Source organism: Chitinophaga sancti, assembly GCF_034087045.1.
In the GTDB taxonomy this organism is placed as follows: Bacteria; Bacteroidota; Bacteroidia; order Chitinophagales; family Chitinophagaceae; genus Chitinophaga; species Chitinophaga sancti_B.
This window is the reverse complement of record NZ_CP139247.1, coordinates 2010001-2033154: the sequence shown is the minus strand read 5'-3', so window position 1 is coordinate 2033154 and position 23154 is coordinate 2010001. Positions and strand designations below refer to the sequence as shown.

Here is a 23154-nt window from a genome sequence, read left to right as displayed (position 1 = left end):
TCTATCTTAAAACCACTATCCTATGTCTAAATTCATGTTTGTAGTACCACCCTTTTTCGGGCATATCAGTCCCACCCTCAGTGTAGGCAGCAGCCTGATTGCGAAGGGACATGAAGTGATATGGGTAGGCTTGAAAGAACTGGCTCCTGAGCATATTCCTGCAGGAGGAAAATTCATTGTACCACATGCAGAGCTGGCGGAATACCAGACTGCTATCCATCATATTTTACAAAAGCAGGACGAAGGTCCGAAACTATCTGGTGTAGAGACCCTGAAACTGGCATTGGAAGAGACTTACCTCCCCTTTTGCCGTATTATGATCAATGGTGTGAACAGGGTGGCTGATGACTTTCAGCCGGATGTGATTGTAAGTGACTGTATCACTTTTGCAGGTGCCATCTGTGCTCATCAAAAAGATATTCCCTGTGTAACGACTACACCTGTACCTCCTGACGTGACAGCAGATAGTATGCAGTCACCCAAGATCTTCGAATGGCAGCAGAACCTGATCAAAGGATTGCATCATGAAATGGGAATTTATTCAGGCGAGTTTGCCATTCATTCAAGAGAGATGAATATTGTATTTACTTCTGAAGAGTTTTCCGGCTGTAAAGCACCTTTGCCACACATGCGTTTTGTAGGACCCGTAAAGGGCAGACCGAATAATACACCGTTTGACTGGGATCGTTTATCAAGAGCCATCGGACCTAAGGTATTCGTGTCGTTAGGTACTTTATTGGTAGATATCAGAAAGGAGTTTTTTGGCAAACTGATAGAAGCATTTGCCGATGAACCATTGACCATCGTTGCAGCCACAGATCCGGGGATCTTCTCTTCATGGCCGGACAACTTCATTGTACAGGGCTATGTACCACAGACACAACTGATGCCGCATATGGATGCGGTGATCTGTCATGGTGGTTTCAACACGGTGAACGATGCTTTCCTGAATGGGTTACCTATGCTCATCACTCCCATCGCATACGATCATTTCCACACTGCATCCCTCATTGAAAATGCCGGATGTGGTATCAAGCTGCGCTATAAGCGGCTACGGGTCAGCGATCTGCGGGATTCTATGTGGGAAGTTTTACAAAATGAAAAATACAGAAAAGGCGCACAGCACATCAGAGATACATTTATACAGGCTGGAGGAAACGATAAAGCGGTAGAACTATTAGAAACTTTTGCACAACGCACTAAAGTAAGGTTAACTGCATGAAAAGAAAATTACTCTTCCCCGAAAGGCTGATGTTGGGAGATGGCAACACACCTTTCAATGTTGTATCTGCTATCCGTATCAAAGGGTCGATCTCAGAAGAGAACCTGGTACATGCACTGGCTTGTATTCAGGCGAAACATCCTTTGCTCAGGGCAAACATTATCGATGACCACTATGTGGTGCAGGAACAACCTGCACCCATTCCTTTGAAGATCGTTCATAGCACCGATTGGATCACGGTCACTTTAGCAGAACTGGCCCAGCCTTTTGACACAGCCACCGCACCATTGGCAAGATTGACCTGGATCAGAACACTGCATTATTCTGACCTGGTGCTTTCCCTGCATCATTGTTTGTGTGATGGTGGGGGCCGGTGGGCATTGATAAAAGAAATCATTGCCCTGCTGGATAATCCTTCGAAAGATATTGGCATGCATCGTTCTTTATTAACAATTGAAGATATTATCCCTGCAGCACAACGTACAGGGTGGCCATTAATGAAAGCAAAGTTGGTAGGTGGCATTATTAAATATGGTTCTCAACTACTGGCCGCGCTGGTTTCCACGAAAGGGAAGTCAAAAACCAACCGTGAAAAGGACTATTTATTACACTGGAAACTGGATGAGGGCATGACATCCGCATTAGTACGTCAGTGCAAGGCCATGGGTGTCACCGTGAATACCGCCCTTTGTGTAGCACTGGCCAGTGCTTTCAGAAAAGTAAAGGGAGAACAGGGTGCTGCTAAGGTGACCTGTCCTGTAGATATCCGGAAGTATGTACCGGCTATTACCAAAGATTCCATCTTTTCCGTAGGTCTTTCCATCACACTGGAAATTCCGGATGAACACACCCGGCCTTTCTGGACAAGGGTGCAGCTCCTACAGCCTATCGCTACTGACAAACAGAAAAGGCTGGGCACTTCAATGGTACATGCGCTGGAATATGCACATTCCGCTATTCCGCACATGATCAAATTCCTGACGTATGGAAAACTCAATTACAACCTGATGTTTTCCAACATGGGACAACTGGATATTGATGAGCATTGGCGGACCTTTGATATCGAAACGGTATTTAGTCCCGCCGTGATCGGCCCTTTCGCCAATCCGAATACTGTACTGACCTGTACATATAAAGGGCAGATGGATTTCACATTTATTTCCAATGATGACTTTTTAGCACTGGACGATGCCCGGGCTATTAAAGACGCTCTCCTCCAAATATTAAAAGAAGTACTACCGAGCACCACACCAATTTTAACCGTATGAACAGAAAATTAACTGTTGGAGAGAGGGTCATGTATGTATCCTCTGAGGCACCTGTGAATTGTATATTTCCCGTAAAAATCAAAGGGCAGATCAATCAGGAAAGATTGGAACAGGCCCTGCTGAAGTTGCAGCTGAAACATCCGTTATTAAGAGTGGTGATCAGGGAGGACGAAAAAGGAGCGCCTTATTATGTAACAGATACGCAGATCGCGCCGATTCCTATTGATATACGTGAACGTTATACAAACGATGACTGGCAACAGGTGAGTGTGGATGAGTGGTACCGGCCGTTCGAGGTCACTAAGGGGCCATTGGCAAGGGTGGTTTGGCTGAAATCGGATATGGTTTCGGAGTTATTGCTGGTTTGTCCACATTGTATTTGTGACGGGAGTTCTATTCTGACATTGTTGCGGGAGTTGCTGATGGGGTTGGATAATCCATTGTTGGATCTGCCACCTTATCCTTCTTTTGAGAATGTATCTGAGTTATTGCCATTATCGCTGTTGGGGAATAAAAAATTCAAGCTTCGGGCCACGGTGATTGGGAAAATTGCGGGGGTAGTATTGTGGTTGAAGACGCGGGGATTAAAGCCGGTGACCAGCAGGGGATATTTATTAAACTGGAAACTGAGCCAGGAGTTGAGCAATACGCTGGTATACCGGTGTAAGGAGGAAGGCACTTCTCTCTTTGCAGCCATTTCTGTGGCTTTCCTGGAAGCCTTTAGGCAGGTGAGACCATCGCAGGCGCATAATAAGCTCATTTGCCCGGTGGATATCAGGAGATTTGTACCAGAGATCGCGCAGGATGAACTGTTTGCATTTGCACCTATTGTAGAATTATCCGCGGATACCAGTGCCCTGAACGATTTTTGGTCCAAGACCCGGAGTTTTAAGAATGACCTGATGGCAAAGATTGACAAGATCAATATCCACGAGTTATTATACATGGGGGAGCACTTTCATAGTTCCCTGCCCAGGATGGTGACATTTTTGAAAACGACGGAAGGTACGCATGATGTGACCTTATCAAATATGGGAAAATTACACCTGCCGGAGAGTTTTGAGACTTTCGAGCTGGAAACGGTGTATAGTCCGAGTGCCGGTTTTCCCTGGCGCAATCCGAATACATTAGTGGCTTCTACCTACAAAGGGCTGCTTGATTTTACATTTATTTCCAACGAGGCTTTCCTACCTGAAAGTGATGCCCGGGCGATACAAATGAAGGCGATCAGTATCCTTCAGGAGAAAAGCCGTATAAAACAAACTTATGGGGTCAAGGGATAAATTGCTAAAGACCTTCACGCGTAAACAATTATATATTTATTTCATAACCAACCTGCTGATCAATGCCGTTGTACCCTACTTTGGGTTCGACGACAGGCATGCGGTCAGTTTATTCAGGGGAGCGCATTCCATGGCGCGTTTTCTGATTCCAATGGCGATCTTTCTGCCATTTGGGATTACGTTCGACATATTAAAGAAATACTTCACACTTTTAGAGAAGGAGGGCCTGGCATTTATGTTGCCGTCTCACCATTCAAAGTTGTCATTTATGCTAAAACTGGCCGGTGTCAATGCTTTGGCTACGGTAATTGTGGTTACGGGGGCTATGTGGATCATCCACGTGAGCATGCCAGCGGGGTATAGTTTTGAGGGGACCTGGCTGGCGATTATTTCGGGAGTGATAGCGGGTGGATTGGCGGTCCTGTTTACCTGGTTACCGCTATATGTAGTGAAAAAACTGCCGTCTGCGTAATATTACATAATTTAGTGACTGTGATGCCCGTTATTAACCCGATAACGAGCGTCGCTATCATTAAATTCACATGGATGAAAAGGTTTCTAGCATTTTTCATGCTCCTGCTCCCCATAGCACTGAGCGCACAGACAAAACTTTCCGCTAATATAGCAGAAGACTTTTCCAATAGGGTAGCAGAACGCTATCAGCAAAAGAATCATCAGGCCGAGCTTTTCATTGCCGACCAGCTTTCCAAGAGCGGTACGGGCGGGTTGGATATTGATAAGACCATGACTGATCTGAAAAGTGATCCGGCGGCATTGGATGAATCCCTGAAGTTTTTGTTCCAGTATAATGACTGTAACCGTCAGACCCTGATCGCGTATTTCCGTGAGATGGGGGTACTGAGTGGCAGCGTGTTTCCACTGGCGACTTATACAGTGAATAAGTATAAGAATGAAAGTAAGACATTGATTGAAGAAAAAGCGACTATTATAAAGATGGGCGCTATGCCGGTAGCTGCGGCAACGCCACAGCCGATTCCGGCTAAAAAACCAGCGGCTGCCAGGAAGGTTTCTTCTGAAGAGGAAGCTACGACTGTGTCTCATGAAAATGATAATACTCCTACAGCGGCATCTGCGGGTGTTGCTGAACCAGGTGATGCTACCGCGGCGACTGCTGCTGCCGGTGGAGAAGATTATAACTGGGATGTACGTACACTTTTCAAACTCCGTACCCCTCAGGAACTGGAGAATCTGTATGGAAAAGAGAATGTAGTATACCGTGGTACTACAGACCTGGCAGGCAATGATGCGGGTAATGCATATTTTGTATTCCCTGATACGGACAATGAAATGCAGGTGATATTTGATGGTGATAAGAGTCCGACTATTACTTTTACAAAGCCACATGCTAAGTGGAAATCTCCATTTGGAATTAAAGTAGGTGATCCTTTGGATAAGGTGGTAAAGGTGAATGGCCGTGATTTCAAGATCAATGGTTTTGAGTGGACAGATGGTGGGATTGTGAATAGCTGGGAAGGCGGACAGATTGCGGGGAAAGGAGTGTTAGTGTTGTTTAAGGCGAATAATTCCGGTGATCCGAATATGTATGATAAGGTGACGGGCGATAAGAAAGTGAAGACAGATATGGGGGTGTTGAAGAAGTTGGAGGTGGTTGTGGATAAGATAGAGTTTAAGAGTAACTGAGTTTAAGCGTTTTTTATAAACGGGAAAAGCGTTTGCCTTCGGCAAACGCTTTTCCCGTTTAATGAGGGTCCATCGGCGCCTAAAGGCGCCGATGGACCCTATACCAGCAGGTGATTATCTACTGCGTATTTTATTAGCATGGCGGTGTTCTTTACTTCCAGTTTTGCCAGTAAGTTCTTCCTGTGGCTATTCACTGTATCAGCACTAATGAATAACTTCTCCGCTATTTCAGGATTTGTATTCCCTTCGGCTATCAATGATAGGATTTCTTTTTCCCGTCGCGTCAGGTGATGCTTTTTCCCTTCTCCCAATAACTGACTCACTACCGGCGAGAAATAAGTTCCCCCATTATACACGGTATGAATCGCTTCCAGCAATTCTTCCCTATCCGCATCTTTCATCATATACCCACTCGCCCCATGGGCTATCATTTCAGTTATATATTTCACGTCACGGCAGGAACTCAATGCCAATAGCTTTATGGAAGGATGCGCTACTTTTATAGCCGCACACAAATCCACCCCATCAATATCAGGCAGGCATACATCTGTAAGAATTAAATCAATAGCATGTGCTGAAACGAATGACAGACAGGTGGCACCATTGCGGGCTTGTCCGGCAACGGTGATGTCGGGTGCGCCCTTTAGCAATGCACGCAGCCCTTCCAGGATCAATGGATGATTATCCACAAAATACAGGCGGATCATGGGTTTTCAATTATATGTAATTTACCAAAAAACGGGTCTTTAAGAAAGCAGGATACACCTGTCCCAGGCGGGCTCCGTATCCTTGTCCAGCGCGGCAATCAGCGCTAACCCTACACCGGCGATACCTTCCAGTACGCCTACTTTCATTTCATATTTTCCATCACCATAAAATCCTAAACCGGCAGGACTTTCATACATATCAATTGTATGTTGTAACCATTTTTCGGCTCCCTGCTGAAAGAGTTTTTCCCCTGTTTCACGGTAAGCTCTGTTAAAGATATGGGCGATGCCCGCACTCCCATGACAGATGCAGGTGTCGTGCACGATGCCGTTCTGAACATCCCTGTTTTGAACACTGTGGGCCAGGATTTCGTATGCGGGGTTGGTGTATCCGCCATACAGCAGCGTCATGGCAACCGGCAGATCACCATAACACCAGCCCATACGGCTATGGCTGGCAGTAAGCGGAGTTCCTGCGTTGTTTACAAGTGTTGGATATAATGAGGGAGAACCGGGTGGATTACTCACTGATAGTAGCCAGTCCAGACTCTTTTCTACCAGGTTACCTGCATAAATACCTTTTGCCCTTATCCTTGATAATATACCAACAATAGCAGGCATACCATGGGCCATACCCAAATTGTAACAAGGCTCATCAGGCAAAGAAGGTACGGTTTGTCTGGAAAAATGATCTTCCCAGGTGATGCCGTTTGGGAGATCTGTGGCAGTGTTTGCTAATGCTATTGCTATTTCTGATAACCATGGGTCTGGCGTTTCTTTTTCAAGAAAATATAATGCTATACCTAAGCCTTCGTGCAGGAAATCGTATCGCTTATTATTCAGGTCTTCGATCATCTGGTTGCCCAGTAATACATCTACTTCAGAGAAGATCTCTTCCATATCACCATCCACAAAACCCTGGTTCATGAGGTGTTGAATACACCATACCACGCCGGCAATGCCATTGCAATGAGTAGGCAGCAACGCATGGGATGACATCGCTTCGATACTGCTGAGTATAAGCGCATGTACTTTTTCAAGGTATTTTTCTTTTCCGGTGAGTTGGTAGTAGTAGGCGTAGAATAAAGCACAACCGGTGTGCCCTCCCAGTAATCCGGGTTGATGATCTGTTTTGAGGAGTTGGTCTAGCTGCAGACAGATGTCTTTCAGGATATGGGTTACTCTTTTCTGATACATACCCGTAAACTACGAAAAGGGGCTCACTTTATGGCAAGCCCCTTTTCCAATACTCAATATCTGCAGGAGTCAATACTGCAAATGGAGAGTACCTGACTTGCGTTTTGAGTGCATACCGCACTACCTGATTCGGCTTTGTCCTTTTTGGTGCCTTGCAGGGATGCGATTTTCACTTTGCTTAAGTTCAATTTTTTGGTGGATTCCTTTTTCATAAGATGCTTTTTTAAGGATGATTAACGTATTGTTGGCGTGCACTTAAAAAAGCTGCAGCCAGTGACGAGCGTAGGCTTTTTTTCTTCAGATTGCCGGGCTTTCAGGTTCGCAATGCGGATCTTGCCGAGGGAGAGCTTTTTAGATGTTTGCTTTTTCATGGTTAATAGAATTTATTAAAAGATAAAGAGAATATACTCAGTCGCAGAGCGATTTTGACAACTTGTTGTCCAGTTGGAAAAATTTCCCCCTTTCAGGGTATCTTGCAGCCAAGACAATAATGTTATCTTACTATACTTAGCCCATCCTATATGATCACCGTCAAGGACTTTTATTTAGTACGAACTCCTTTACAGTCTATACAGTTCTTAGATCAGTTTCAGCAAATTGATATGGCGGCACTACCTGCCAAATTGTTTTCCCTGTTCCAGGATCCCACTTTGCAGGAATCGATTTATATCGCTTCGCCAGAGTTGTACCAGGAGCTCATGAAGTGGCTGCAGGGCGGTACGGGTAGTGAGAAAATGTGTATGGCGCTATATAAGTATGTACTGAGAATGAGTACCCGGTGTACACCCTATGGCTTGTTTGCAGGGTGCGCTACGGGCCACTTTTCGGATGTTACTACTATCAAAATCGGTGAGGAGCACAGGAAACATTGTCGCCTGGATATGAACTATGTGGCAGAGCTGGCAGCGATGATCACACAATTGCCTGAAGTAAAGGTGCAATTACGGTATTTCCCTAATAATTCTATTTACCCGGTAGCGGATACTTTCCGTTATGCAGGGTTTACGGTGAAAAACAAATTCAGAAACTACGAGCTGGCGGCGGTGAGCAGGAGTCCATACCTGGAAACACTGTTGTCTGTAGCCGGCGCTGGCGCAACGATCGATCAATTGTGTGCATCGATTGTGGACGATGAGATTATGGAGGAAGATGCGCGTGAATTTATAGATGAACTGATTGTGAATCAGCTGTTAGTAAGTGAACTAGAACCGACAGTCACGGGCGATGAGTTCTTTTCTTACTTATTAAAGCGGTTATCCACCTTATCAGGTATGGAGCAGATCGCTCATACTTTACAACAGATTCAACAGTTATTGTCAGATCCTGTTACGGGTGTAGATAAGTACCTGCGTACCCATGCTTTGGTGCAGGAATTATTACCTGATACGAAAAGTAAAGACCTGGTACAGACAGATCTGTTTCTGGCAACCACTCAGAATACAATTAGTGCTTCCTTAATAAAAGACTTGCAGGAGCAGGTATTGCCTTTGTGGAAAATGGCGAGACCGAATACCAATTCGGATATGACCAACTTCATGAACCGCTTCAGAGAGCGGTATGAAGATCAGGAAATACCACTGGCGTTAGCGTTGGATAATGAGGCGGGTATTGGATATGCCCATAGTCAGTCGGATCATACCCCATTGATTGATGACCTGGCCATCACCACTAATGAGGAGCAGACGAATATGCAGTGGAGTAAGTTCCGGAGTTTTCAGCTGGAGAAACTGCATGTTTGTATGCAACAGGGGCTATCATCACTGGAGTTGACAGATGCGGATCTGGAAACGTTGAAAAGCCCGGTACCCGTGGTGTTGCCATCCAGTATGTACCTGATGGGAAGTTTGCATGGCAGGAGTACGGAGGCAATAGATAGCGGAGAATATCTGTTTGAGTTCAATGGTTTCAGTGGCCCATCTTCTGCAAATTTATTAGGTCGGTTTTGTCATGGAGATGCGCAGTTATTGGCGCATGTTCGTGAATGTTTACGAGAAGAAGAACAACAGGATCCTGCTGTAATTTATGCCGAGGTAGTGCATTTGCCGGAAGCGAGAACAGGGAACATCCTGTTGCGTCCTCAGTTGAGAGCTTATGAAATTGTGTACCTCGGTAATGGTAGTGTACCGGCAGAAAATCAATTTCCGATTACAGATCTGATGATCAGTGTGCGTCAGAATAAAATCGTGTTACGCTCTAAGAGATATAATAAGCGGGTGATTCCAAGACTGAGTACGGCACATAATTTTGCCCGGAATAGTCTGCCTGTGTATCATTTTCTCTGTGATCTGCAATCGCATATGGCAGCTGGCTGGCAATGGCATTTGCCAGTACAACCTGCTTTTTTACCAAGGGTGTGTTATAAAAAAATCGTGCTGAGCAAGGCTACCTGGCATATAAAAAAGGGAGATAATATAAGGGCGTTGCACCTGCCTCGGTACATGACCATTATGGAAGGCGATAATGAGCTGTTCATAGATATGGAAAATGCCGTTAGTGTGAAACTGTTGCAGACAATGCTGGAAAAGAAAGAGAAAATCACGCTGCAGGAAGTGATTGGAACGCCTGATCAATGCTGGATTCATGGTGCATCAGGAAAATTTACGAATGAGGTGATCATTCCTTTTGCGAATAAAGTAACGGTTTCATCTACTTTGCATACCAATGGGTCTGAGCCTGCACGTAGGTTTATCACAGGTAGTGAGTGGCTCTATATCAAACTTTATGGAGGCAGCAAAACAGCAGAAGATATGCTGACAACAGTAGTAGCGCCACTGATAGCACAGGTGGAAGCTGCACAGCTGGCAGATAAATGGTTTTTTATAAGGTACAATGATCCGGAACATCATATCCGGTTACGGTTTCACAATAGCAGTGCCCCTACCTTCTGGCACCAGATCCTGCATCTGCTGTATGAACAGCTGGGCCAGTATCAAAAACAGGAATTAATCTATAAAGTACAGACAGATACCTATGTGAGAGAGGTGGAAAGATATGGTGCAGCTACCATGGAGTTCAGTGAGCATGTGTTTCATGCAGATAGTAAAGCAGTATTAAATTGTATCTGCAAGCTGGAAGGTGAAGAAGGAGAACGTTACAGATGGCTACTTGGTGCCAGAGGTGTAGATGTATTATTGCAGGATTTTGGGTATGATCTGGCCAGAAGAGCGGGTATCATGAAAACCATCAGGGAAGGGTTCTTCCAGGAGTTTGGCGGCACACAGGATTTACAAACACAATTGAATAGTAAGTATAGACAAGAGATGCGGCAGTTGAGTAGTTTTCTCGATCCCAGACAGGATAGGGAGAATGGCATTGAGGGACTGTTTGATGAGCGATCTGCTTTTATCAGGGAGAAAATTCCTGCCGATATTGCTGCTGACGAATTACTACCTAGTTATATCCACATGTTTTTGAACAGGATCTTAGTAACAGGGCAGCGCAAGCATGAACTGGTGTTGTACCATTTTCTGAGTAAATATTATGACTCGCAACTGGCGATTCAAAAGAAGGCACAACAACACCTCTGATTAGAGGTGTTGTTATAGCTTTTATTTTATTACGCCTGCAGGCACTTTGCCATCTACCTTGCCTAAGTCGAGTTTCAACAATTCAGCAATGATAGGGGCTACATCTGTAACGTTCATTTCTTTGACATGTCCACCCTGTTTGATACCAGCACCATAAGCGACAAAGCCGGTCTGAATTTCTTTGAAGTCAGGATAGTAGCCATGGGTTCCTCCTTTAGCGGACTTAATGAGTTCTCCTCTCTTTGCACCACCAATCGTTACATGACCTAAAGCTGTAATAGCCATTGCCGCATTTGGATCAACACCTATTTTATCCAGTTGCTGACGATATAAGATCCTGAACATTTTCTGCTGGTCAGCGGGTAAGGCTTTCAGTATGGCGATCACTTTATCCACAGTTGCCTTGTCGTTCTTATCTTCCTGGTGTAGGAAAGCAGAACCGCCGCAGGCGTGAAACTGTGCCTTGATACCATTTTTAACCAATAATACATTTGGATTAAAAGACTTTTCAATATTCACAAACCCATGGTCACCGGTGACGATGATGGTCGTGTTATCGGCAATACCAGCCCTTTGTACGGCTTCCAGAATAGTACCGATGGCTCTGTCAGCCCCGGATACTGATTTTCTGACGAGGTAACCGTCACGACCAATCTGGTGTTCGTAGTGATCAGTACATGGGAAATGTAGGGTGATGAAAGCTGGTTTATATTTCTGAATCAGGTAACCGCTGATTCTGGCAATGTTTTCATCAAAGATCAATTCTCCGTTGTTCATCGCCCAGTCATCTTCCTGTATTTTGCCCGTAGCGCTATCTTGTACTTCCTGCCATAGCGTGGATGGATTTGCATATTCGGCCATCGCTACCCTTCTGTCTTTATTTTTGCCCAATGGCCATACATCAGGAATGTTATAATCAACCGGTGCATGTACTGTTACGGGCCAGATCACACTGGCAGATTTCTTCCCGGCCTTGTGTACGGCATCAAAGAGAGTTGGTACTTTCAATGAATCGTAATAGAAATACCAGACACCGGTCGCTCCCTTTGGTTCGTAAGGAGTGTTGTAATAAATACCGTGCTTCATAGGTGTAACACCTGTGATCAGCGAGGTGTGATTGGGATAGGTTACAGTTGGAAATACACTGTTTACCCCATCCGCATAGGTACCGCTATCTTTCATCATACGCAGGTTTACCATTCCCCAGGAAGCGTCCTGGTAAAAGTCGGGTCTAAAGCCATCAATGGTAATTAAGATGACATGCTCTGCCTGTTGGGCGAAGGTGGTGAATGCCAGCATGAGTAATGCGGGAACGAGTAATATCTTTTTCATAATAGAGGGTTTCCTTGTATATAACTACACTATGATAAGGATACCGCCAGCATTTGGGTGTAATTCATAATTACTTAACAATGGCTTTCTTCCTGCCGGACCTGTGGTTGTACCAGATCAGGGTACCGGTCACTGGCAGTGAAGACTGGATCGATCCTTTATAGGGCAAAGATTGGCCTGCGTGAATTGAACTTATTGAGCCAGCTTTTGTAGCGCCGCTCATTATCCCTAGTGTTCGAAACCCGGTGCATTTGTCGTAGACAGGCTTTCAGATTCGACATTGGCAATGGATTTCGTTCGCCCTATCTACAAAAGATTATTTCCCGATACAGAACTTACTGAAAATAAAATCCAGCTGGTCCTCATTCGTGATCTGTCCCGTGATCTCACCAAGGAAATGCAGACAACGTCTGATATCCAGCGACAGCAGGTCACCAGGCAGTTGATTATCTAATCCATTCTTTACATCGATAAGGGACTTCATCACCTCCTGCAGGGCTGCATGGTGCCGGGCATTGGTCACAATGGTCGCTTCCGTGTTGATATCTCCACTCATGACTTTATGTACCAGACGGTCTTTCAGGTCTTCGATATGTTCATGCTGGCGGGCGGAGATATACAGAATGTCTTCAATGCCCCTGAATTTGGATTTATTGGCTTCCAGTCCGGCGATATCAGTTTTATTCCCTACCAGCAGGTAGTTAATATTATCTTTTTTAAAGGCATCGATCTGTTCCTGCAGGTCTTCAACACTGGTCTGGTTTACATCAAACATGTATAACACTACACCGGCCTCACGAATTTTCTCCATGGTCTTTTGCACACCGATAGTTTCAATAGTGTCATTGCTTTCGCGGATACCAGCTGTATCGATCAATCTGAACAGGATACCCTGGATATTGAGGATTTCCTCAATCGTATCGCGGGTAGTGCCGGCTATGTCACTTACAATAGCACGGTTTTCATTGAGCAGGGTATTGAGCAGGGTTGATTTTCCGGCGTTGGGTTTGCCGACGATGGCAGTGTTCACGCCATTCTTAATCACGTTCCCCATCTGGAATGAATCAGCCAGGTGCTTGACTACCTGCATGGCTTCGCTGATGAGTTTATAGAATGAGGTACGATCAGCAAATTCCACATCTTCCTGGCTGAAATCCAGTTCCAGTTCAATGAGTGCAGAGAAGCTGATAAGTTGTTCTCTCAGGGCGAAAAGTTCTTTTGAGAATCCACCGCGCATCTGTTGCATGGCTGTCTGGTGGCTGGCAGCGGAGTTACTCGCGATCAGGTCGGCTACAGATTCTGCCTGGGTCAGGTCCAGCTTACCATTCAGGAAGGCACGCATGGTATACTCACCGGGTTTTGCCATTCTGGCGCCGGCACGAATACAGGCATCGATGATTTGTTGTTGGATGTAGGGAGAACCATGACAGGAGATTTCCACGATATTTTCACCAGTGTAAGAGCGGGGCGCCTTATAAAGACCCACGACTACTTCATCAATAGTACGTCCATTCTCCACGATGCTACCGAAGTGTAAGGTATGGCTGGCCTGTTTATGCAGGTCTTTGGCTGGAAAGAGCTGGTTGCAGATCTCAATGGCATTGGCTCCATTGAGGCGCAATACAGCAATAGCGCCTACACCGGCGGCAGTAGCGGGGGCTACAATAGTATCGTCATATCCTGTAAGATTATTCCCAAGCATCATAATTTCATTTGCAAATCAGACGGCAATATACCAATAAATAAAAACACCCTGTCATGGCTAAGCCGTGACAGGGTGTTTTCTATCAAGCGTACGTTAGTACTACTCTTGCAGTGTGAAGCGGATAGGCAGGTTGAACTGAACTGATACCTGACGGCCGTTCTGTTTACCAGCTTTCCATTTAGGCATGATTTTCACCACGCGGATAGCTTCTTCTTCAAGACCGCCACCTTTCGCAGCACCTACAGTTTTCACATCTTTGATGTTACCTTCTGAGTCTACTACGAACTGTACGAATACAGTACCTGAAATCGCATTTTCCTGCGCTACGCGAGGATAGTGGATGTTTTTGCTCAGGAACTTCGCGAGTGCTTCTTCACCACCTGGGAAGGTAGGCGGCTGTTCTACGAATGTGAAGATCTCTTCTTTAGCCGGAGCCGGAGGAGCTTCTACCACACCTGTACCTTTACTGTCTTCCAGCAATCCTGGGTCGATACCGTTAGGATCACCTTCTACTGTTTTAGTACTTACAGCTTTATCTTTCAGGTCCTCTTGCTTAGGTGGCACCTCATCTGGTGGCACTTCACTATCTTTTTTGATAATAGGAGGCGTGAATTGCACTGATGGCTTCACCGGTGGCGGTGGAGCTGGTGGAGGTGGAGGTGGAGGAGGTGTTTTTGGATCATCTGGGATCTTTACGTCCTCCATCTTGATTGTTTCGATAACGGGCTTGTTAGGGTTATCCCTTTCAGCCTTCATTATCGCTGTATTGATAGCGTAACCTGCGATAACAAGCAATATCAACGCTGCGCTGCCGATGAGGGCATTGCGCACCCTTTTATTGTATTGTCTTCTAAGGTCATAAGCTCCATATTCCTTATTCCTGTTCTCAAACAGGATATCCAGAAAGTCGGAGTTTAAGATTTTAGCGGTATCCATTGTTTCAATTTTTAAGATGGATGCAAAAGTTAGTTAGTTCCTCAATTACTGGTTGCCGCCACCACCGCCGTTAGCAGCTTCTGTCTGATGGATCCAGGTTTTATCCTGGTCGCTGATGTCGACAGTAGCATAACGTTGAATACGGTTGATAGCCATTTCATCCAGGATGTCTACAAAGTTCTTATACTTGGCATCATCATCTGCCTTGATAATCACTACAACATCTTCAGGCTCACCTTTTGCATTTCTCAATTTTGCAACATCATCCCGCTTTTTAATGATAACATCGCGGATGCCATCTTTATTAGCAAAGCTAGTCGCCTTGAAAAAATCAGGATTAGCAGAGGCATTAGGGTCCTGTGCTAAGCCTTCATAATAGTATACTCGATTGTCTTTTCCAAGCAATATAGTGAGGGCTGTACTTTCCTTAACCTTGTTTTGCTCTTCTTCATTCTTTGTATCCTTCGGCATGATCAAGTCCATTGTTTTGGGCTTGCTCATGGTAGTAGTCAACATGAAGAAGGTGATCAAGAGAAAGCCGAGGTCCACCATCGGAGTCATGTCTACACGGGTAGAATGCTTTTTGGATTTGGTACCCTGGTGTTTCTTCCCACCGCCACTACTGCTGGTATCCATTTCTGCCATAGTAGCTCTTTTTTTTAGTTTTCAAAAGCAACTCAGCGCCTCAGCACTGCCTGCCGTTTACTTTTCTATTCTTCTTTCTTGTTACCGCCTTGTGCACGAGCCAAAGCAGCAGCAGTACCTGGAGGTGGTGCCTCAAGGTTAGTCACCAGATTCAGCTTCTGAATACCTTTCTTTTTGAAGGTATCCAGCACATCCTTGATCTTAGGATAAGGGGTGTTGTTATCAGCCTTTATACAATACTGCAATCTGGGATTACCACCCTGTGCAGATCTTGCATACTCGATCCATACTGCTACCTCATTGTTAGCGGAATCAGTAGGAATACCTGTTTCGAGACCGGATTTCTTACGTTCTGCTGTTTTCAGCGCGAGGTAAGATTTGAGATTCTTCAGCTCTGTACCAACACTGGAACCGATAATGAAGTTGTTCATCTCCTTTGCATCCAGACCCAATTTATACTGGGTATTCAGGTCTTCGATCAGTTTCTGACGTTTAGGCTGGCCATCCATACTAAAGAATACCCTTCCATTCTCGTCGATTGTTAACATGATTACATCGGAATCAGGCAACAATTTGGTGTTGATTGAAGACGGAGTTACCACAGTTACCGGTTCATCCGGCTTAAACTTAGTCGCCAGCATGAAGAACGTGAGCAGCAGGAAAGCCACATCACACATCGCGGTCATGTCAACCAGCGTGCTCTTCCTAGCCATTTTAACTTTTGGCATCTTTACTCCTTTTTGGTTTACTTATAAGATTCAAAACCGCATTTATTCCACACAAATAATTAAAAATTATTTGTGGTTTGCAGCGAAGCTCTGTGTTAAAGTAAAGCCAGACTCGTCGATAGCGTAAGTGATGCTATCAATGTTTGTAGTAAAGTAGTTATACATGATGATCGCAACTGCTGAAGTAGAGATACCCAGAGCGGTGTTGATTAACGCTTCAGAGATACCACCTGCCAGTTTACCAGAATCTGGTGCACCTGCTGCAGACATCGCAGAAAAGGATTTGATCATACCTAATACTGTACCGAACAGCCCTAACAGGGTAGCTACGGAAGCAATTGTTGAAAGGAACACCAGGTTCTTTTCCATCATAGGCAGTTCCAGTGAAGTAGTTTCTTCGATCTCTTGCTTGATAGCCAGGATTTTCTGCTCAGTATCCAGCTCTGTGTTAGTGATCATTTCTTTGTACTTCTTCAGACCAGCTTTCAGAACGTTACCAACTGAACCTTTTTGTTTGTCGCACTCAGCCAGAGCAGCGTCAACATTTTTGTTCGCCAGGTGATATTGAACTTTTCTTACCAGTTCAGCACCGCTAAATTTACCCTTCGCTTTAGAGATATAAAGGAAACGTTCGATTACGAAAGTGATACAAATCAGTAATACAGAGATCAGGATAGGTACAATTACACCACCCTCGTAAACAGTACCAAACCATTTACCAATACCTTCTTCAACTGGTTTTGCACCTTCGCCGGTAATACCACCCTGGAAGTTACTAGGGTTACCTAATACGAACATGTAAAAAAGAATACCTATTACGATACAAACAGGCACAGCCAGCATTGCAAATGCATTGTTTGATTTCTTAGGTTGATGAGATGAATTCGCTTTGGCAGAAGCTGCAGTCACAGTTGTTTTAGTCTCAGCCATGTTGATTGAATTTTAGTGTTAAAGATTAAACTATTGTTTTTTTGTTATTTCTGCAATGTTAAATACGTGATTCGCAAAGTTATACGGTTGACTTAAAAAAACAAGTGCAGCTCAAAAAATCTCACAAAATTTAACCTCCCTCCCCAAAAGCCCGCCTGTGGCAGACTTTATGCATTCCGATTTTTGTTTGAGCGACACTTAATTTGTTTAAATACAAAATATATCAAAGATTGGGGCATTCCCCTGAAGAAATACTATCCCTGGAACCTGAAATTTATTGATTTTATTCAAAGTTGGACGCACAATTTAAGAAATATTTTAAATGTTCCAACAGAAATTTTATCTCATTTCTCTTTCTACTTCCCGCTACCAATGGCACTTTGCGTCAATTTGCCCTGATTGATGGTTATCTTGCCGTTGTGCCATTCAGCCATTCACATATAGTTCTCATCATTCTCTCCGATTCTCATAAGCGTATTCTTTTGATGAAAGACCCTGTGCTCGTGGATATCACTGAATCCTAATCATAGCCTAATATAAATATAAAAGCTACCATATCAATAAATTTACTCATAATCTCTGGCTCCCGCTGTCACTTTAACATACCTTTAAACAATTATTCCCCCACATAGGCCAAAACTTCCATTCCTAAAGGTATTAAAGCGCTTATGGATTTCCCGCATAAGTTACTGCTTAATATGTTTATTTGCAACTTACTTTTCTAAAAAAACAGCTAAATCAAGAACAACCACTTAATAACTATCAATGAATAAACGCTTTATCCGCTCCTCTGCGGCTATCTTTTTCAGTTCCTTTCTGCTGATTACAGGGACTTTCAGCCCTGCCGCAGCCCAAAGAAGAAAAAAACATGAGGGTAACACCACACCTACCGACTCTACTGCACGCCCTCCACTTCCTGCTAAAAGTGGTCCTAAAACCTCACCAAAAAAGTTCAGTGATGTCATCACAGCCAGTGCCAGAACGGATTCCGGACTGTTCATTATCTACAAACAAGATGATAAGATCTTCTTCGAAATACCCGATTCCATTATGGGAAGAGATATCCTCGTAGTAAACCGTATCTCTAAATCTGCTGCCGGCCTGCGCTCTTCTATGTATGGCTATAGTGGTGATGAAATAGGGGAAAACGTGATCCGCTTTGATAAAGGTCCAAATGACAGGATATTCCTGAAAAACATCTCCTATACTGAGATTTCAAAAGATTCCAGTCAACCGATGTTCCAGGCCGTGATGAATTCCAATATCCAACCTATTGCAGCAGCCTTTGATATCAAAGCTTTCTCCGACAGCGCTCACAATAGCGTGATTGACCTCACAGATTACATCCAGGGTGATAATGATATCTTCTTCTTTGATCCGCGTATCAAGTCAGGACTCAAGCTGGGCGGGGTACAGCCTGATAAATCTTATATCGTGGATGTGAAGTCTTACCCCATCAATACGGAGATCAAAACGGTAAAAACCTACTCCAAATCCGGTGGTGGTCAGGGCCCTGTAGGCAGCTCTCCAAGTGGCAATGCTACGCTGGAACTGAATACTTCTATGATCCTTCTGCCTGCTACCCCGATGAAGAGCAGGTACTTTGATCCCCGCGTTGGTTTCTTTACTACCTCTGTGACTGACTTTGATGCCGATCCACAAGGTGTGAAAAGATTATCTATGGTCACCCGCTGGCGCCTGGAGCCCAAACCGGAAGATAGAGAAAAGTATAACCGTGGGGAACTCGTGGAACCCGCGAAACCCATTATATTCTACATAGACCCCGCTACTCCTAAAAAGTGGGTGCCTTACCTGATTCAGGGTGTCAATGACTGGCAAACTGCATTTGAACAGGCTGGATTTAAAAATGCGATCATTGCTAAAATGGCCCCTACCCCAGCAGAAGATTCTACATGGAGCCTGGAAGACGCCCGTTTTTCAGCAATCGTATACAAGCCTTCTGATATTCCTAATGCAAGTGGTCCGCATGTGCATGATCCCCGTTCCGGAGAGATCCTCGAAAGCCATATCAACTGGTATCACAACGTGATGCGCTTATTGCGTAACTGGTACTTTGTACAATGTGCGCCCAACGATCCAAGAGCACGTAAGGTTGAATTCGATGACCAGCTAATGGGTGAACTGATTCGCTTTGTTTCTTCTCATGAAGTAGGACATACCCTGGGCCTCCGTCATAACTTCGGTTCCAGCTCTGCATATCCTGTAGAAAAACTGAGAGATAAGGAATGGGTCAGGGCTAACGGCCACGCCCCCTCTATTATGGACTATGCGCGTTTTAACTATGTTGCACAACCAGGTGATGGAATTACCGGTACTGACCTCTACCCTCGTATTAACTTCTATGATAAATGGGCCATTGAATGGGGATATCGCCAGATTCCTGGTGTGACTGATCCGACTGCAGAACAGCCTATTTTGAATAAATGGACCATCGAAAAACTGAAGGATAAGAAATATTGGTTTGGTACTGAAATGAATCCTGACGATCCAAGATCTCAGAATGAAGACCTGGGTGATAATGCCATGAAAGCAAGTGAGTATGGTATTAAAAACCTACAGCGTATTATGCCTAACCTCATTACATGGACAAGTTCTCCAAATGAAGGTTATGCTAATCTCAGTGAATTGTACAAAGAGATCAATACACAGTTTGGCAGGTACATGGGCCATGTGGCTAAAAACATAGGTGGAATATATGAGACACCTAAAACTGTAGAGCAGGAAGGGGGCATATATGCCGCTGTTCCCAAAGCAACACAGCAGGAGGCCGTACAGTTCTTACAACAACAATTATTCACTACGCCAAAATGGTTACTTAATAAAGAGATCCTGAGCCGTACCGGGAACAACGCCACTGCTATCATCAGTGCCCGTCAGAATCCAATTCTTCAACGCATCATGAGTTCTGGTACGTTGACAAAACTGATCAACTCTGAGGCAAATGAAGGCATCAATACATATACAGCTATTACCCTGCTGACCGATCTGAAAAAAGGGATCTTTAGTGAACTGACTTCTCATCATGCAATCGACGTATTCCGCAGGAACCTGCAAAAGAATTATGTGGATAACCTGGTGGGCCTGATCAGTGAACCATCTGCCAACTCTGGTGATGGAATGATGATCGTGATTGGTCCAGCCACCAGTATTTCTGCTACACCTGCTGATGTAAGCAGCATTGCACGTGCACAACTTGTTGCATTGAAAGGTGAAATAAAAGCTGCTGCTGCAACGGCCGGAGATAATATGAGCCGTTATCATCTGAATGATTTGTATGAGAAGATTAATCAGGCTTTGGATCCTAAATAACATCTTATCACGAATACTATATAAACGCTTTCTGTCATTGGCAGAAAGCGTTTTTTTTTGAGTTGTAGCATTTACATTATATTTATATCACTGAACCTCAAAAATGTGAAAGAACGCACTTCAAAAGTCACCATTTACGACATAGCTAAGTCGCTAAATCTCTCTGCTTCCACGGTCTCAAGGGCACTGCAAAACAACACCCTGATTAATCAGGAGACACGTGAAAAAGTAAGACAGACTGCCACTGATATGGGCTATGTCCCCAACTGGATCGCATCCAGTCTTCGAAAGAAACGCTCCAACATTCTGGGGCTGATTGTTCCACGTACTTCTATGTATTTCCAAAGCACTGCTATCAGCGGTATCCAGCACGAAGCACATAAATATGGCTTCAGCATTGTGATTGGTCAATCTGATGATACAGTGGCGATGGAAAAAGAACTGGTGCAAACCTTTTATTCTTTAAGAGTAGATGGATTACTGGCGGTTTCTTCGATGTTTACCACCACGTTTGAACATTTCAATCCCTTTATTAAGAACAACATTCCGCTGGTATTCTATGATCGGGTACCATCTGACTTCAATGGTTATACCATTACGGGAGATGATTTCAGAGGAGGGTACCTGGCTACGGAGCACCTGATCAAACAAGGATGCAAACGTATTGCACATTTTTCGGGTATTCTGACGTGTAATTTGTATCAGCAACGATTAAGTGGTTATAAGGCTGCTTTAGCGCATTATGGCCTTCCTTTTGACGAATCCCTGATATATGTGCATAACCTGACTGCTGATGCAGCTGTTACTGCTGCCAGGCAGTTATTATCCCAGGAAGTATTACCGGATGGATTATTTTCTACAAATGATACTTCAGCTATTGCATTCATCCAGGAGGCGAGACAATTTAATATTCAGATACCGGAACAGATTAAGGTAGTGGGTTATTCTAATGACGCATCTTCCCGCATTATTTCTCCTTCGCTAAGTACGATAGAACAATCCGGTTATTCAATGGGGCAAAAAGCTGTAGAGATTTTAGTGCAGTTGATCAACCAGGATGAGACGGTGAAGATTACCCAGAATTTTGTATTTCCTGTTGAATTGATAGAACGAGCTTCCAGCAAGATATAAATGAAAAAAGCCTCTGAATACATTCAGAGGCTTTCTAATAAATATGGCAGCTACCTACTCTCCCGCATTGTGGTGCAGTACCATCGGCCATAAGGGGCTTAACTTCTCTGTTCGGAATGGGAAGAGGTGAACACCCTTGGCAAAACCACCATAAGATCTTGAAGATCTTTTTGTTACCATGACGGTAACGCAATAAGTTGAATATTGGGAAAGTTATAATACAATATAAATAAAATTAAAGCTTACGGGCAATTAGTACTACTCGGCTTCGATGTTACCACCCTTACACCTGTAGCCTATCAACGTCGTAGTCTCCGACGGCCCTTAAAAGTAAACTCATCTTGAGGTAGGTTTCACGCTTAGATGCTTTCAGCGTTTATCCTTTCCGTACATAGCTACTCGGCACTGCACCTGGCGGCACAACCGATACACCAGCGGTACGTACGACCCGGTCCTCTCGTACTAAGGTCATGTCCCCGCAATTTACTAACGATCACAACAGATAGGGACCGAACTGTCTTGCGACGTTCTGAACCCAGTTCACGTGCCACTTTAATCGGCGAACAGCCGAACCCTTGGGACCTTCTCCAGCCCCAGGATGTGACGAACCGACATCGAGGTGCCAAACCTCCCCGTCGATATGAGCTCTTGGGGGAGATCAGCCTGTTATCCCCGGAGTACCTTTTATCCTTTGAGCGATGGCCCTTCCATGCAGAACCACCGGATCACTTTAGCCAGCTTTCGCTCCTGCTCGGCTGGTCAGCCTCACAGTCAAGCACCCTTTTACTAATGCGCTCTGCGTACGATTACCAACCGTACTGAGGGTACCTTTGCGAGCCTCCGTTACTTTTTAGGAGGCGACCACCCCAGTCAAACTACCCACCAAACAATGTCCCCGTTACCGGGTTAGACTCTAAACAACAGAAGGTTGGTATTTCAACGTTGACTCCACAACTCCTGGCGAAGCTGCTTCATAGTCTCCCAACTATCCTACACATCTGTGGTTCAAAATCAATGTTAAGTTGTAGTGAAGGTTCACGGGGTCTTTCCGTCCCGTTGCGATTAACCGGCATCTTCACCGATACTACAATTTCACCGAGCTCGTGGTAGAGACAGTGTCCAACTCATTAGACCATTCGTGCAGGTCGGAACTTACCCGACAAGGAATTTCGCTACCTTAGGACCGTTATAGTTACGGCCGCCGTTTACTGGGGCTTCAGTCAGAAGCTTTGGGTTACCCCGAACATCCTTCCTTAACCTTCCAGCACCGGGCAGGTATCAGGCTCTATACGTCATCTTTCGATTTTGCAGGGCCCTGTGTTTTTGTTAAACAGTTGGTTGGACCATTTTACTGAGACCGCATTACTGCGGTACGCCTTATCCCGAAGTTACAGCGTCAATTTGCCTAGTTCCTTTACCACGGATCACTCGAGCGCCTGAGGATACTCTCCTCGACTACCTGTGTCGGTTTACGGTACGGGCTGCTATAACCTAACCTTAGAGGTTTTTCTTGGAAGTCTGATTAGAGACACTATCAGTGCGGCCGAAGCT

17 protein-coding genes and 2 rRNA genes (1 of these 19 only partly in view) are annotated in these 23154 nt (G+C 44.7%); 8 read left to right on the top strand and 11 right to left on the bottom strand.

Annotated features, from left to right (window positions below; genetic code table 11):
* The first annotated feature begins 22 nt into the window (after positions 1 to 22).
* The 5 genes from SIO70_RS08520 to SIO70_RS08500 all read left to right on the top strand — a co-directional run bounded on the left by SIO70_RS08520 (position 23) and on the right by SIO70_RS08500 (position 5435).
* A complete protein-coding gene (locus tag SIO70_RS08520; RefSeq protein ID WP_320580496.1) occupies positions 23 to 1222 on the top strand; it encodes a glycosyltransferase in 1200 nt (399 codons plus the stop codon).
* Complete coding sequence (locus tag SIO70_RS08515) at positions 1219 to 2490, top strand: hypothetical protein (RefSeq protein ID WP_320580495.1); 1272 nt, start codon at positions 1219 to 1221, stop codon at positions 2488 to 2490. The genes SIO70_RS08520 and SIO70_RS08515 overlap by 4 nt, the downstream gene beginning before the upstream one ends.
* On the top strand, positions 2487 to 3773 hold the full coding sequence (locus tag SIO70_RS08510; protein ID WP_320580494.1) for a condensation domain-containing protein: 1287 nt from the start codon (positions 2487 to 2489) through the stop codon (positions 3771 to 3773). Before SIO70_RS08515 ends, SIO70_RS08510 begins: the two co-directional genes overlap by 4 nt.
* Positions 3757 to 4245 (top strand): hypothetical protein, encoded by a 489-nt coding sequence (locus SIO70_RS08505; RefSeq protein WP_320580493.1) that lies wholly within the window; start codon positions 3757 to 3759, stop codon positions 4243 to 4245. Before SIO70_RS08510 ends, SIO70_RS08505 begins: the two co-directional genes overlap by 17 nt.
* 74 nt (positions 4246 to 4319) lie before the next feature.
* Positions 4320 to 5435, top strand: a complete 1116-nt coding sequence (locus SIO70_RS08500) for a hypothetical protein (RefSeq protein WP_320580492.1) — start codon at positions 4320 to 4322, stop codon at positions 5433 to 5435.
* Positions 5436 to 5533: 98 nt separating this feature from the next.
* Here the strand turns inward: SIO70_RS08500 and SIO70_RS08495 are convergent, their stop codons facing one another.
* The 3 genes from SIO70_RS08495 to SIO70_RS08485 all read right to left on the bottom strand — a co-directional run bounded on the left by SIO70_RS08495 (position 5534) and on the right by SIO70_RS08485 (position 7710).
* The gene (locus SIO70_RS08495) at positions 5534 to 6142 is read right to left on the bottom strand and encodes a response regulator transcription factor (RefSeq protein WP_320580491.1); all 609 of its coding nucleotides are present in this window, start codon (positions 6140 to 6142) and stop codon (positions 5534 to 5536) included.
* Between the two features lie 39 nt (positions 6143 to 6181).
* The gene (locus SIO70_RS08490; protein WP_320580490.1) at positions 6182 to 7339 is read right to left on the bottom strand and encodes a lanthionine synthetase C family protein; all 1158 of its coding nucleotides are present in this window, start codon (positions 7337 to 7339) and stop codon (positions 6182 to 6184) included.
* Between the two features lie 233 nt (positions 7340 to 7572).
* Positions 7573 to 7710, bottom strand: coding sequence for a class I lanthipeptide (locus SIO70_RS08485; RefSeq protein ID WP_320580489.1), 138 nt, complete (start codon positions 7708 to 7710; stop codon positions 7573 to 7575).
* A gap of 150 nt (positions 7711 to 7860) precedes the next feature.
* Here SIO70_RS08485 and SIO70_RS08480 point away from each other — a divergent pair, with 150 nt between their 5' ends.
* A complete protein-coding gene (locus SIO70_RS08480) occupies positions 7861 to 10866 on the top strand; it encodes a lantibiotic dehydratase (protein ID WP_320580488.1) in 3006 nt (1001 codons plus the stop codon).
* 21 nt (positions 10867 to 10887) lie between these two features.
* On the opposite strand, the gene SIO70_RS08475 is transcribed toward SIO70_RS08480, so the two are convergent.
* From SIO70_RS08475 to SIO70_RS08450, 6 genes are all read right to left on the bottom strand, one after another.
* Positions 10888 to 12198, bottom strand: coding sequence for an ectonucleotide pyrophosphatase/phosphodiesterase (locus SIO70_RS08475; protein ID WP_320580487.1), 1311 nt, complete (start codon positions 12196 to 12198; stop codon positions 10888 to 10890).
* Between the two features lie 316 nt (positions 12199 to 12514).
* Positions 12515 to 13903 carry a tRNA uridine-5-carboxymethylaminomethyl(34) synthesis GTPase MnmE gene (mnmE, locus tag SIO70_RS08470; RefSeq protein WP_320580486.1) on the bottom strand — a complete coding sequence of 463 codons (1389 nt, stop codon included), beginning with the start codon at positions 13901 to 13903 and terminating at the stop codon, positions 12515 to 12517.
* 99 nt (positions 13904 to 14002) lie between these two features.
* Positions 14003 to 14839, bottom strand: coding sequence for a TonB family protein (locus SIO70_RS08465; protein WP_320580485.1), 837 nt, complete (start codon positions 14837 to 14839; stop codon positions 14003 to 14005).
* 45 nt (positions 14840 to 14884) lie between these two features.
* A complete protein-coding gene (locus SIO70_RS08460; protein WP_320580484.1) occupies positions 14885 to 15484 on the bottom strand; it encodes a biopolymer transporter ExbD in 600 nt (199 codons plus the stop codon).
* 65 nt (positions 15485 to 15549) lie between these two features.
* Complete coding sequence (locus SIO70_RS08455; RefSeq protein WP_320580483.1) at positions 15550 to 16212, bottom strand: biopolymer transporter ExbD; 663 nt, start codon at positions 16210 to 16212, stop codon at positions 15550 to 15552.
* 66 nt (positions 16213 to 16278) lie between these two features.
* Positions 16279 to 17142 (bottom strand): MotA/TolQ/ExbB proton channel family protein, encoded by an 864-nt coding sequence (locus SIO70_RS08450; RefSeq protein WP_320580482.1) that lies wholly within the window; start codon positions 17140 to 17142, stop codon positions 16279 to 16281.
* Between the two features lie 765 nt (positions 17143 to 17907).
* Between SIO70_RS08450 and SIO70_RS08445 the strand changes: the two genes are divergently transcribed.
* Together SIO70_RS08445 and SIO70_RS08440 are read left to right on the top strand one after the other, a co-directional pair.
* Positions 17908 to 20472 carry a zinc-dependent metalloprotease gene (locus tag SIO70_RS08445; protein WP_320580481.1) on the top strand — a complete coding sequence of 855 codons (2565 nt, stop codon included), beginning with the start codon at positions 17908 to 17910 and terminating at the stop codon, positions 20470 to 20472.
* 105 nt (positions 20473 to 20577) lie between these two features.
* Positions 20578 to 21603, top strand: a complete 1026-nt coding sequence (locus SIO70_RS08440; RefSeq protein ID WP_320580480.1) for a LacI family DNA-binding transcriptional regulator — start codon at positions 20578 to 20580, stop codon at positions 21601 to 21603.
* Between the two features lie 41 nt (positions 21604 to 21644).
* Here SIO70_RS08440 and rrf read toward each other — a convergent pair.
* A 5S ribosomal RNA gene (gene rrf / locus SIO70_RS08435) occupies positions 21645 to 21756 on the bottom strand.
* A gap of 79 nt (positions 21757 to 21835) precedes the next feature.
* Positions 21836 to 23154 (bottom strand): 23S ribosomal RNA (locus SIO70_RS08430); it runs 1561 nt beyond the window's last position.

What these genes read in the sequence shown, in the direction of transcription:
- SIO70_RS08520 (WP_320580496.1), top strand. Translation starts at nt 23, where the DNA reads ATGTCTAAATTCATGTTTGTAGTACCACCCTTTTTCGGGCATATCAGT.
- SIO70_RS08515 (WP_320580495.1), top strand. Translation starts at nt 1,219, where the DNA reads ATGAAAAGAAAATTACTCTTCCCCGAAAGGCTGATGTTGGGAGATGGC.
- SIO70_RS08510 (WP_320580494.1), top strand. Translation starts at nt 2,487, where the DNA reads ATGAACAGAAAATTAACTGTTGGAGAGAGGGTCATGTATGTATCCTCT.
- SIO70_RS08505 (WP_320580493.1), top strand. Translation starts at nt 3,757, where the DNA reads ATGGGGTCAAGGGATAAATTGCTAAAGACCTTCACGCGTAAACAATTA.
- SIO70_RS08500 (WP_320580492.1), top strand. Translation starts at nt 4,320, where the DNA reads ATGAAAAGGTTTCTAGCATTTTTCATGCTCCTGCTCCCCATAGCACTG.
- SIO70_RS08495 (WP_320580491.1), bottom strand. Translation starts at nt 6,142, where the DNA reads ATGATCCGCCTGTATTTTGTGGATAATCATCCATTGATCCTGGAAGGG.
- SIO70_RS08490 (WP_320580490.1), bottom strand. Translation starts at nt 7,339, where the DNA reads ATGTATCAGAAAAGAGTAACCCATATCCTGAAAGACATCTGTCTGCAG.
- SIO70_RS08485 (WP_320580489.1), bottom strand. Translation starts at nt 7,710, where the DNA reads ATGAAAAAGCAAACATCTAAAAAGCTCTCCCTCGGCAAGATCCGCATT.
- SIO70_RS08480 (WP_320580488.1), top strand. Translation starts at nt 7,861, where the DNA reads ATGATCACCGTCAAGGACTTTTATTTAGTACGAACTCCTTTACAGTCT.
- SIO70_RS08475 (WP_320580487.1), bottom strand. Translation starts at nt 12,198, where the DNA reads ATGAAAAAGATATTACTCGTTCCCGCATTACTCATGCTGGCATTCACC.
- mnmE (WP_320580486.1), bottom strand. Translation starts at nt 13,903, where the DNA reads ATGATGCTTGGGAATAATCTTACAGGATATGACGATACTATTGTAGCC.
- SIO70_RS08465 (WP_320580485.1), bottom strand. Translation starts at nt 14,839, where the DNA reads ATGGATACCGCTAAAATCTTAAACTCCGACTTTCTGGATATCCTGTTT.
- SIO70_RS08460 (WP_320580484.1), bottom strand. Translation starts at nt 15,484, where the DNA reads ATGGCAGAAATGGATACCAGCAGTAGTGGCGGTGGGAAGAAACACCAG.
- SIO70_RS08455 (WP_320580483.1), bottom strand. Translation starts at nt 16,212, where the DNA reads ATGCCAAAAGTTAAAATGGCTAGGAAGAGCACGCTGGTTGACATGACC.
- SIO70_RS08450 (WP_320580482.1), bottom strand. Translation starts at nt 17,142, where the DNA reads ATGGCTGAGACTAAAACAACTGTGACTGCAGCTTCTGCCAAAGCGAAT.
- SIO70_RS08445 (WP_320580481.1), top strand. Translation starts at nt 17,908, where the DNA reads ATGAATAAACGCTTTATCCGCTCCTCTGCGGCTATCTTTTTCAGTTCC.